General features: G+C 68.0%; 4 protein-coding genes. 1 reads left to right on the top strand and 3 read right to left on the bottom strand.

What is annotated here, in order from left to right; translation table 11 throughout:
* Positions 1-2 precede the first annotated feature (2 nt).
* From KDJ86_RS20485 to KDJ86_RS20475, 3 genes are all read right to left on the bottom strand, one after another.
* Positions 3-620 (bottom strand): FecR family protein, encoded by a 618-nt coding sequence (locus tag KDJ86_RS20485; RefSeq protein WP_291750291.1) that lies wholly within the window; start codon positions 618-620, stop codon positions 3-5.
* Between the two features lie 87 nt (positions 621-707).
* Positions 708-1,028, bottom strand: a complete 321-nt coding sequence (locus tag KDJ86_RS20480; RefSeq protein ID WP_291750288.1) for a 2Fe-2S iron-sulfur cluster-binding protein — start codon at positions 1,026-1,028, stop codon at positions 708-710.
* 112 nt (positions 1,029-1,140) lie between these two features.
* Positions 1,141-1,506, bottom strand: coding sequence for an Hpt domain-containing protein (locus KDJ86_RS20475; RefSeq protein WP_291750286.1), 366 nt, complete (start codon positions 1,504-1,506; stop codon positions 1,141-1,143).
* A 728-nt stretch (positions 1,507-2,234) separates the two neighbouring features.
* On the opposite strand from KDJ86_RS20475, the gene KDJ86_RS20470 reads away from it, so the two are divergent.
* The coding region (locus tag KDJ86_RS20470) for an apolipoprotein A-IV repeat region-like domain-containing protein (protein ID WP_291750284.1) at positions 2,235-6,606 on the top strand (4,372 nt) is incomplete at its 3' end.

The raw sequence follows: 6,606 nt of genomic DNA, 5'->3' as shown, positions 1-6,606 counted from the left end.
GATCAGTTGAAGCTGACGGAATCGAGCGCCCGCAGGACCTTGTCGGCCGGCCAGTTTGTCACCGCTCCCGGCGCCACGTCGAAGCTGTCGAGGTTGGTTCCCTCGCCCGGATTCGAGAGCACCACCTCGCCGCCGTCATTGGCGACCGTGACCACGCCCTCCAGTACCAGGACACCGTAGCGCCCATCGATCGGGCCGCCCCAGTAGTCGGTGCCGCGCACGCCGAGCACCGCGGCCGGCGTGGCCACGTTTATGACCGCCGCGGGGCTGACCAGCGCGGCGGTCGCGAGACGGAAGGGTCCGGTCGCGGTGAGAAGCAGTTGTTCCAGCCCGTCGTCCGGCTGGTAGACGAACGAATCGATGACCACCCGCGCCCGCTCGCCGAGCGTCAGCACCGTGCCGTCATCGAAGGTGATCCTGAGGCGCGCCGCTTCGCCGGTCGAGATTTCCTCGGCGAGGAAGACCGGCAGGCCGGCACCCAGCGAGCGGGTGGTTCCCTCGCTGACCCCGACGCAGTCGCCGCGCGCCCTGGTCACCGCGCCGACCTCCGTCGCCGCCTGGACCGGCGTCGCGAGCAGGAATCCGAGGCATACAGCCGCCAGTCGCGGATCTCGTCGCACGGAACCCCTCCTCCGGCACGGCCTACGGTGGTGTCGAAGCAAGCATCGTACCCGAAAGACCCCGTGCGCCGAGCCTCGGGCTTCAGCTCAGCCCTGGCGTTCCGGCACGGTGACGGTCAGGCCGTCAAGGGCGTCGCTGACCCGGATCTGGCAGGAAAGGCGCGAATTCGGGCGGACATCATAGGCGAAGTCGAGCATGTCCTCTTCCATCGGCTCAGGCTCGCCGACGATCTCCTTGAAAGCCTCGTCGACGTAGACGTGGCAGGTCGCGCAGGCGCAGGCGCCGCCGCATTCCGCCTCGATACCGGGCACGCCGTTCCGTATGGCGTTTTCCATGACGGTGGAGCCGTTCTCGGCGGCGACTTCGTAGCGCTCGCCTCCGGCATCAATATAGGTGATCTTTGCCATCAGTCCGGGTCTGTTCGGGAAAACTGGCGCGGAACCGCGCCGACAACGCCGCGGCATATAGGCGATTTTGTCGCCGCCCGCCAGCGCCGCCGGGCAGGCGCGGTCTTTTGCATCACCCCGACAGGGTCTCGGCGATGAAAGCGCGCGCCCTCTGGACCGCCTGATCGAGCGCCCTCAGCCGACCCGCCACCGGTGCGTCCGACCGTTCGATCTGGCTGGCGATATCGGCCATCGTGAAAGCCCCGACGTTGCGCGCCGAACCGACCAGCGCATGGGCCGTCCGGCGGCGTTCGTCGAGCGTCTCCGCCTCCTTCAGCTTCTCGCACAAGCGGGCCGCTTCCCGCGCAAACATGCCGAGAACCCGGCGCTGAAGCGCCTCGTCGCCGAAGGTTTGGCGCCGCAGGTGATCCAGGTCGACCGGCACCCGGCGATGGGCATCGAGCCTGCGTCTGTGAATTGTCGTGGGGGGCTCGCTCAACGACACCGTGTTCCATCCTGTCTATTCATCCGCCGTCGGTCGCGACCATACGTATCGCCGCCCAACAGCAGGTAAACGCCCTTGAGCGCCCCGCCGCCGCAACAAACTTAAAAAATGGTTAACGGACCGATTCGAGGGGTAATGGCCCCCTCGCCCCGACCATCGGGAGCCCTCCGTGACCTTGTCCCTGCGAAGGGGCGATGCCGCCACGATATCCGGAATCGCCGGCTACCCGGCTGCGACCGTCAAGCGCGTATCGGTCACGGCAACCGATAACAAATGGTTAAAATTGGCCGTTTTCCGCGGCATCGCGGCGGATGGGTCCCGGCCGCCCGGTTGCACCGCCGAAGGGAGGACGCCCGACGGCCACGCGACACGCCCCGGCAGGGCGGCGCTGCCGAATGGTCGATGTCCCGATTTTTCCCAGCGTCGCTAATGACCTCGGTCCCATCGTTGAACTTAATTAACAGAGCCGGACGGTCGCCTCAGTTTCTTGTTCCGCTGCCATCAATGTGCCATTAGGATGGACTAGCGGCATGGAAGGTTGAGGCCTATGGACCGTGTATTGGTCCTGGAGCGCGGATGCTTTGCTGCGCCGGGGGTGCGATTATTACGCAGCGTGAGACCACGTTATCGTCCCTCCGGACCCTGTGTACCTGCGCTTGTCGGGCCGTTCCTGCCCGGCGTGGCGGCCGGCATTGTACTGAGTACGGACGCGAGGCGATAGAATGGCAACGAACCCGCGAGCAAAGACCCCCAACGACGCCGCTCTTTCGGCGGTCGAGGAAGCCCTGAGGCTGGATTTCGGCGCAGGCGAGGCGCAGGAGCGTCCCGCGACCCGTCGACCGCCCGAACCCAGGGCGCCCGACGGCAGCGAGGCCGCACGGAGCCGTCGCCCGGAGAACCCGCGCGTGCCCGCCCCGCCGCGTCGTGGCGAAGCGCCGCGACGCGAGGAGCCGCGCCGGGCCCCTGACGAGGGCCGCGCCCCGGCTGAAGAGCCGCGCCCGCAGGCCGCTCGCCGCCCCGAACCCGCGCCGCCCGCCGAGGAGCCGAAGCCCGCCCGTCCGCGCGCCGCCGGTCGCGGCCGCTTCGCCGCCAACGACGATCGCCGTCAGCCGGCCGGTTTCAGCAATTTCCCGCGCCGCCCGTCGCGGATGATCTACCCGACCGCCATGACCCTTTCGGTCATCTGGGCAGTCCTGGTGGTCGGTATCGGCCTGTCGAGCGGCAGCCTCTTCGAGGGCGATTTCTTCAATTCGCCCCAGCTCGTCAATTTCGCCCTCTTCCTGCTCGTCCCGATCGGCTTCTTCTGGGCCATCGCCTCGATGATCTGGCGTTCGCAGGAGATGAAGATCGTCGCCCGCCAGATCACCGAGATGGCGACCCGCCTCACCCAGCCGGAGGATGTCGCCTCCGACGCCGTGGTCAGCGTCAGCCAGGCGATCCGCCGCGAGGTCGCCGCCGTCGGCGACGGCATCGAGCGTGCGCTCGCCCGCGCCAGCGAGCTCGAGCTGCTGGTCCATAACGAGGTTTCGGCCCTCGAGCGCTCCTATTCGGACAACGAAACCCGGATGCGCTCGCTGATCGACGATCTCGCCGGCCAGCGCGAAGCCATCGTCATCAACTCCGAACGCGTCCGGACCTCGATCGTCAGCGCCCAGGAATCCCTGTCCAAGGACCTGCGGATCGCCAGCGAATCCATCGCCGAGAACGTCACCACCGCCGGCAACCGCATCACCAGCGCGCTGACCGAGCGCGGCGAGCATATCACCGGCGCGCTTTCCTCCGCCGGCGAGACCATGGTCGACCAGCTTGCCGGCCGCGGCGAGGATCTCGTCAGCCGCCTCGCCGACACCGTCAGCGACGTCGCCGAATCGCTCGCCGCCACCGGCGCCGAGGTCACCGACGCGCTGCTGACCCGCAGCGCCGACATCAACGACACGCTCGAGACCACCGGCCGTGCCATGGCCGACACGATCGGCGAGCGTGGCGCCGAGGTGAACGACACCCTCGCCCGGGTCGGCACCGAGCTGGTCGAGAGCTTCGATCGCCGCACGGAGGAGATCACCCGGTCGATCACCGAGACCGGCAACCTCGCCGCCGAGACGATCTCGACCCATGTCTCCGAGGTCAACGAGGCTCTGAAGAGCAACTCGGATTCGCTGCTGGTCGACCTCGCCCTGCGCGGCCAGGAGATCAACGACAAGCTCGACGATACCGGCACCCGGATCGCCGAGACCATCACCATCCGTGGCGGCGAGCTGGCCGACCGGCTGTCGCGCACCGGCGACCGCATCTTCGAGGCGATCTCGGTCAACGGCACAGAGCTCAACGACCGGCTGGCCTCGACCGGCGAGGCGATGGCGAACCTCATCGAGGGCCGCACCAATTCGCTTCGCGAGACCATCGATTCCGCTTCCACCGCCGTCTACGAGACCTTCGACGAGCGCAGCGCCGAGCTGACCCAGCGCCTCGCCTCCGTCGGCGGCGAGGTCGCCAAGGCGATCGCCGTGCGCGGCATGAAGATCAACGAGACGATCATCGCCTCCGGCAACGAGATCGCCGAGACGGTCGCCTCGCGGGCCGGCGCGATCCATGAGCGGATCGTCGAATCCGGCACCCGTATCGCCGACCGCATCACCGAACAGGGCAATACGCTGCACCAGCGGATCGTCGAATCGGGCGGGCAGATCGCCAACGAGATCGAGGGCCGCGGCGCCTCCATCCACGAGCGCATCCTGTCCTCCAGCCGCGAGATCGCCGAGACCATCGAGGGTCGCGGCACCGCCATCTACGATTCGATCGTCGAGGCGACCCAGCATGTCGGCGACGCGATCGAGTCGCGTGGCGTCTCGATCCACCAGAAGATCCTCGCCTCGGGACGCGACGTCGCCAACGCGATCGAAACCCGCGGCGTCTCGATCCACGAGAAGATCATCAATTCGGGAACCGAGGTCGCCGACGCGATCGAGGGGCGCGGTACGACGATCTACGAGAGGATCATCAGTTCCGGCACCGAGGTCGCCGACGCGATCGACGGCCGCGGCAATGCGATCCACGACCGCATCGTCCAGTCCGGCACCGAGATGGCCAACGCCATCGAGGGCCGCGGCAACTCGGTCTTCGAGAAGATCGTCCAGTCCGGCACGGAAGTGGCCGAGGCCATCGAGAACCAGGGCAATTCGATCTTCGGCAAGATCATCGAATCGGGCAACCGCTTCGAGGAGGTGATCACCGTCCATACCCGCGAGATCGGCCAGGGCCTCGACCAGCGCTTCGAGCGGATCAGCGCGCTGATCGGCGAGCAGGGCCCTGCCCTGATCACCTCGCTCGGGGAACAGGCCCAGACCATGGAGACCTCGCTTGCCGGCCGCCTCGCCGACTTCGGCGACGCACTGCGCGGCAAGATCGACACAGTGTCGGAATCGCTGGAGAGCAGCTCGCACCGCATCTCCGAGGCGCTCGACCACCGCTCGCGCCAGATCAACCAGACCCTGATCGAGCGGACCCGCGAGATCGCCGAGACCTTCACCAGCGGCCAGACCGAGTTCGCCTCGCTGATCGACGGCCGCCTGATCGAGGTGACCGGCCAGCTTGCCAGCCGGACCAACGAGCTCGCCGGGGTCATGTCCGAGCGTGCCGACACGATTACCGAGGCGCTCGCCACCAAGGCGACCCATGTCGCCGACGAGGTGCGCCAGATCATCGGCGACGTCACCCAGCAGCTGGTCGCCGAATCCGGCGACGCCGCCCAGGCCCTCAGGGCTTCCGCCTCCGAGGCATCGACGGTCATCGGCCGCGCCGTCAACGAGATCGAGGGCACCCTCGGCGAGCGGGCGACCAACGTCACCGAGGCGATCGAGGTCCGGACCCGCGAGTTCAATGACGTGCTCGGTGCCCGCAGCGGCGAGCTCGCCGCCCTGCTCGACGGCCGCGGCAACGTCCTGTTGCGCACGCTGGACGAACGCGGAAACGACATCGTCGAGATGGTCGTCACCCGCAGCGACCAGGCCGCCCGCACGCTCATCGAGAGCGGCGAGCGGGTCGCGACGACCTTCACCGACACCAACGAGAAGCTGCGGAGCGACGTGGCGGAGATCGTCGAGAGCCTGTCGAAGTCGAACGAGACGCTGACCGGCCTGTTGTCGGGCACCGAGCAGAACCTCGCCAGGATCGAGAACACGCTCGCCCATCGCTCGACGGAGTTCGCCAAGTCGATCGAGCATGCCGTCGAGACCACCCAGCTTTCGAGCGGCGAGCTCGGCAACCAGGTCGAGCGGCTGACCGAAGTCTCCCACCACATCCTCGAGGGCGTCGCCAACGTGGTGAAGCGCTTCGAGGCGCAGAGCCAGTCGCTGACCGAGGCGACCCGTCACCTCACCGAGGTCAATCGCCAGATCGAGACCACGGTCGAGGAACGCCGCCCGGCCCTGGAGAATCTCGCCGCCGGGCTCCGCTCGCGCAGCGAGGAGCTCGACGGCATCATGCGGTCCTTCACCCGCATCATCGCCGAGACCCTCAAGACGGCGGAAGAGCGTGCCACGGCGGTCAGCCGGATGCTGACCGAGAACACCTCCTCCGCGACCAAGGGCGTGATCGACAATTTCGAGAACATGTCGCGCACGGCCAGCGCCGAGGGTCGCAAGGCGGCCGAGCAGATTCGCGAGACCAACAACGCCCTGCTCGCCGAGATCGGCGAATCCGTCACCCTCGCCGCGAAGAATTTCGGCGAGGCGACCAAGGAAATGCGGGCGGCGATGCAGGACGTGCAGCGCGAGCTCGACGAGACCCGCGCCGAGCTGAAGCGCGGCGTCCTCGAAATGCCGGAAGAGACCCGCGAGAGCGCGGAGGCGATGCGTCGCGTCGTCGGCGACCAGATCAAGGCGCTTTCCGAGCTCTCCGACATCATCGCCCGGCACGGCAAGACGCTCGACGTCTACACCCCGGCCCTTGGCGATGTCCGGGCGACGCCGGTCCACCAGATCGAGCAGCCCGCGGCGCTTGCCTCGGCCGGTGGCGCCCCGGCGCCGCGTCCGGCCTCGCCACCGCCGCCGCGTGCGCCCGAGCCACGCCGTGCCAGCAACGGCAGCGGCCACCAGG

Source organism: Bauldia sp., from assembly GCF_020442045.1.
Classification (GTDB): domain Bacteria; phylum Pseudomonadota; class Alphaproteobacteria; order Rhizobiales; family Kaistiaceae; genus Bauldia.
Note: the sequence above shows the minus strand (reverse complement) of the source record. Positions and strands in the feature narration are given on the sequence as shown.

Coding starts and splice junctions, on each gene's coding strand:
- KDJ86_RS20480 (WP_291750288.1), bottom strand. CDS start 1,028: ATGGCAAAGATCACCTATATTGATGCCGGAGGCGAGCGCTACGAAGTC.